Raw genomic sequence first — 5,032 nt, forward strand, 5'->3', positions numbered from 1 at the left:
CGAGTGACCCTGCTCCAATGCAGGTATATGCTCCTTTTGCCGGTGCTGCAATTGGTGAATACTTCAGAGATACAGGTCGCCCCGCATTGATTATCTATGATGATTTATCAAAACAAGCAGTAGCATATCGTGAGGTTTCACTACTTCTAAGAAGACCTCCGGGACGTGAAGCTTATCCTGGTGACGTTTTCTACCTTCACTCAAGATTGCTGGAGCGTTCTGCTAAAATCATTAATGATGATGGAATCGCAAAGAACATGAACGACCTTCCTGAAGTTTTAAAAGACAAAGTAAAAGGAGGAGGTTCTTTAACAGCATTACCTATAATTGAAACACAAGCAGGTGACGTTTCTGCATATATCCCAACAAACGTAATTTCGATTACAGACGGTCAAATCTTCCTTGAATCAGATTTATTTAACGCAGGTGTCCGTCCGGCGATTAACGTGGGTATTTCGGTATCGCGTGTGGGTGGTAACGCTCAGATAAAATCGATGAAGAAAGTAGCAGGTACACTAAAACTGGATCAGGCACAATACCGCGAATTGGAAGCTTTTGCTAAGTTTGGTTCAGACCTTGATGCTGCGACTATGAATGTTATTGAAAAAGGAAAACGAAACGTTGAAATCTTAAAGCAAGCTGAAGCGAGTCCGTTTACTGTTGAAGATCAGGTGGCAATTATCTATGCAGGTTCTAAAAACTTGTTGAGAAGCGTTCCTGTTGATAAGGTAAAAGAATTTGAAACTCAGTATATCGAATTCCTGAATGCTAAACACAGAAATATCCTTAACGACATCAAAGCAGGTAAATTAACCGATGAGGTGATGGATACACTTGCCAATGTTGCAAAGGAGCTTTCAGCTAAATACAATTAGATTTGAGAACTAAGTATTAAGTCAAGAGAGATGTCTTAATACTTAGTACTTAATACTTGATACTCTATTAAAATGGCAAACTTAAAAGAAATACGCAATAGGATTACATCAGTATCTTCAACGATGCAGATTACCAGTGCCATGAAAATGGTATCTGCTGCAAAACTGAAGAAAGCGCAAGATGCAATTACCGCTATGCGTCCTTATGCTGATAAATTAACGCAATTATTACAAAGCTTAAGTGCTACCCTTGAAGGCGACAGCGGAAGCAAATATGCCGATCAACGCGAAGTAAAAAATGTTTTGATTGTTGCCATCACTTCAAACAGAGGACTTGCAGGAGCGTTTAATTCAAATATTGTTAAGGAAGCTAAGACAATTGCGGCCGGTTTTCAAGGCAAAAAGGTAGATTTCTTCACTTTGGGTAAAAAAGGAAATGACATTTTAAAGAAAACCCATACCATTGCTGAAAACAATAACGATATTTTTGAAGATTTAAACTTTGAGAATGTTTCAGTTATTGCAGAAAAATTGATGGAGTTGTTTACTTCAGGAAAGTATGACAAAATCATTTTGGTGTATAACCAGTTTAAAAATGCTGCCACTCAAATTGTTGCCAAAGAGCAATTCCTTCCAATCGTGCCGATGGAAACTACAGAGTTAGCCCCTTCAATGAAGAATCAGGATTATATTTTTGAACCTACCAAAGAAGAAATTGTTGAGCAATTGATTCCGAAGAGTTTAAAAACACAGCTATTTACAGGCATTAGAGATTCTGTAGCCAGCGAGCACGGTGCCCGTATGACGGCTATGCACAAAGCAACAGACAATGCTACCGAGCTTAGGGATGCACTTAAATTGTCTTACAACAAAGCACGTCAGGCTTCGATTACCAATGAAATCCTTGAAATTGTTGGTGGAGCGGAAGCGCTGAACAATTAGGCGAAGCCAATTTTTTTTGAACTATTCAACCCTCTCAGGGTTCTAAAACCCTGAGAGGGTTTTCTTTATGAAAGAAAATTAACATTTAAAATTTGGTAAATTTAAGGGGGGGGGGTATATTGCAAATAAATTAATTTTTAAAATATATTATTATGAGAAATTTAATTTACCTTTTTAGTGCATTATGTCTATTTTCCTGTCAATCTGAAGAAATTAATCAAGATGAGGGAAAATCAATAGATGAAATTATTGTCGAAATGAAAGCTTTAGCAAATACAAATGGAGAGGTATTAGAGTTTGAAATCGAAAATAACAATGAAAGATATATTACAAAAAATATTAAAAGCTTAAATACCTTTATTGAGAAATTTGCCTTTGAGTTTGAAAATGTCCAAGAAAAAACTCCAGGAACTGTCATTGTTGATTGTCACTTTGAGGATGGGACTAGTACTTCAACAACGTGCCCACCTGGTCAAAGCCAAGGATCTTGTGTTGGGTCTGCAACTATTGCATGCTTGTTAGAAGGTGGTTGTGCTACGTCTTGTATGCAAAAAATTATTGTTACCATTATACCTGAAAAATTGAAGTAAGATTAATACTTTAAAGATAAAAAGGAATATACCCTCTTAGGCTTCAAATCCTGAGAGGGTTTTGTTTTACAATAAACTCTGTTTTTTAACTACCTTTATGGCATCACTTTTGAAAATGCTACTAAAAATGATATCAATGCGACCACTTACTTTTTTATTCATCTCTATTTTTATGATTTCCTGCAACAGCAATAAAATAGTGCTTCAGGAAAATCCACCATTTGAGGTGAAAGAGGCCAGTTTTCAAAAATGGTTTGGAGGCATTCAAGAGGCGGGTAAGGGTATTCATTTCACACTCACTTTTTCAGAAATTTCAGAAGATGTGCTTGTTGAAAAAATATATTTTAGAGGAAAAAGTGAAATTCTCAAACAAAACGCACAAAATCGAAAAGTATATCGGGCGTCTTTTGTTGACAAACCAAAAGAAGATGTCATTTTAGACAGCAATCCGGCTATGGAAATGGATAACCCCAAACCCTCAATACCCGTAAAATTTTCATTTGATTTAAAGGAGAATGAAGCAGTTGTTCAATATAGAAAGAATGATAAAATAAATTATTTCAAAATCGATAACGTCACCGAAAAAGAAGTAATTGCCTACCCGTCTTCAAAACCTGATGATAACTAATCCCCAAAATTTTGCGCAACTAAGTCGTTTTAAATACATTTATCGTTTCTAACAACACTGCTTTTGACGGCTTTAAAAAAACTCTTTCAACACACTTTTATTTATGGTCTGGCAACGGTGTTGCCCAGGATGCTGAGTTTTCTTTTGGTGCCGCTTTACACCGCCGTACTTCCCACGAGTGAATATGGAGAAATTTCCATTATATTCTCCTGGATTATTCTCTTTAATGTGATCCTGGCTTATGGTATGGAAACTGCTTTTTTCAGGTTTTTTACTAAAGAGGAGGATAAAAAAACAGTTGTCTCCACCGCCACAATTTCACTTGTTTTTAGTTCGCTACTTTTTTTAGTCGCAGCTTTTACTTTTAGATTTGGCCTTTCAGCGCTTTCAGGCATTCCTGTTGAATATATCACGTTTACGATTTTTGTTCTCACGCTTGATGCTTTGGTGATTATTCCCTTTGCTTGGCTTCGTGCCAATGAACAACCTCTGCGTTATGCTGTAATCAAAATTCTCAATGTCACGGTGAACTTAGGATTGAATGTTTTTTTCCTCGTGGCACTTCCTCAAATGGCTTCTGATGATTTCCTTGGAAAACTATACACCGCAGATTATGAAATCTCTTATATTTTTATCTCGATGGTGGCGGCAAGTGCCATCACTTTCTTATTGTTACTGCCATTTTACTTTAAAACCATTTATACATTCAGTAAACCGCTCTGGAAAGAAATGATGCGGTATGCAGTTCCTATTTTAATTGCAGGGATTGCTTTTGCCATTAATGAAGCTTTTGATAGAATTCTATTGGGTTGGTTACTTCCTGAGGACGTCGCTGAAGAAGCAATTGGCGCGTATGCTGCCTGTTACAAACTGGCTATTTTTATGACCCTTTTCGCGACAGCGTTCAGGCTGGGCATAGAACCCTTCTTCTTCAGCCAGGCAAAAGAAAAAAATGCCCCCGAAACATATGCTTTGATTACCCGCTATTTTATTGCTTTTGGATCGGTTATATTGCTTACAGTAGTTGTTTTTGCAGATGTCTTAAAATTCATCCTCATTCGTGACAGTGATTATTGGGTGGCAATGCAAATTGTCCCATTGATTTTGCTGGCTAATTTTTGTTTGGGGATTTATCACAACCTTTCTGTTTGGTATAAAATTACTGATCGCACTAAGTTTGGAGCCTATATTTCTATTTTTGGCGCTGCGATCACTTTAAGTGTAAACTTTTTATTGATTCCCACAATGAGTTTTATGGGCTCTGCCATTGCGACAGTAGCAGCTTATGGTAGTATGATGTTGCTCTCTTACTATTTTGGGCAAAAATATTTTCCTGTTCCTTATGCGATAAAAAAAATAAGTTTCTATTTTTTTGGTTCTATCCTTGTATCAGCAGTTTGTTTCTATATTCTCAAAAATACTTATGCGATTACTATCCCCTTATGGATCGCTTTTTTAACTTTGGTACTTGTTCAGGAAAAACAAGCTATTCAACAAATTTTAAGATTTAAAAAATGACCATAAAGATTATCAACAAATCAAATCACGAGCTACCACATTATGAAACCATTGCCTCAGCAGGAATGGATTTACGGGCCTTTATACAAGAGTCTGTTACCTTACAGCCTTTAGAGCGAGCCATCATTAAAACAGGACTCCATATAGAACTTCCTGTGGGCACAGAGGCTCAAGTAAGACCGCGAAGTGGCTTGGCAGCAAAAAAAGGAGTAACGGTCTTAAACGCTCCCGGAACGATCGATGCAGATTACCGAGGTGAGATTGGTGTGATACTTGTTAACCTATCAAACGAGGCTTTTACTGTTGAAAATGGAGAGCGCATTGCCCAACTTGTCATAGCCAGACACGAACGTGCAGAGTGGATGCAGGTGAAAACACTCTCTGAAACCTCAAGAGGGGAAGGTGGCTTTGGAAGTACAGGAGTGAAATAAAAGTCTTATGTCTAACATCTCAAATCTAATGTCTAAGAAATGAAAATA

5 protein-coding genes and 1 pseudogene are annotated in these 5,032 nt (G+C 37.2%); all 6 read left to right on the forward strand.

From position 1 onward, the window contains the following. Positions 1-875: pseudogene (locus AACY61_RS08435) on the forward strand (F0F1 ATP synthase subunit alpha); the annotation flags it as partial. Between the two features lie 72 nt (positions 876-947). Further along, positions 948-1,817: an ATP synthase F1 subunit gamma gene (gene atpG, locus AACY61_RS08440; protein ID WP_339611136.1), complete on the forward strand. Its 870-nt coding sequence runs from the start codon at positions 948-950 to the stop codon at positions 1,815-1,817. A 152-nt stretch (positions 1,818-1,969) separates the two neighbouring features. Beyond that, entirely contained in the window at positions 1,970-2,407 is a 438-nt protein-coding gene (locus tag AACY61_RS08445) for a hypothetical protein (RefSeq protein WP_339611137.1), read from the forward strand. A 136-nt stretch (positions 2,408-2,543) separates the two neighbouring features. Continuing rightward, entirely contained in the window at positions 2,544-3,035 is a 492-nt protein-coding gene (locus tag AACY61_RS08450; protein ID WP_339611138.1) for a hypothetical protein, read from the forward strand. A gap of 63 nt (positions 3,036-3,098) precedes the next feature. Next, the gene (locus AACY61_RS08455) at positions 3,099-4,553 is read left to right on the forward strand and encodes an oligosaccharide flippase family protein (RefSeq protein WP_339611139.1); all 1,455 of its coding nucleotides are present in this window, start codon (positions 3,099-3,101) and stop codon (positions 4,551-4,553) included. Then, the gene (dut, locus tag AACY61_RS08460) at positions 4,550-4,984 is read left to right on the forward strand and encodes a dUTP diphosphatase (protein ID WP_339611140.1); all 435 of its coding nucleotides are present in this window, start codon (positions 4,550-4,552) and stop codon (positions 4,982-4,984) included. Before AACY61_RS08455 ends, dut begins: the two co-directional genes overlap by 4 nt. Positions 4,985-5,032: the final 48 nt, after the last annotated feature.

The sequence above is a fragment of the uncultured Planktosalinus sp. genome (genome assembly GCF_963973675.1).
Taxonomy (GTDB): domain Bacteria; phylum Bacteroidota; class Bacteroidia; order Flavobacteriales; family Flavobacteriaceae; genus Planktosalinus.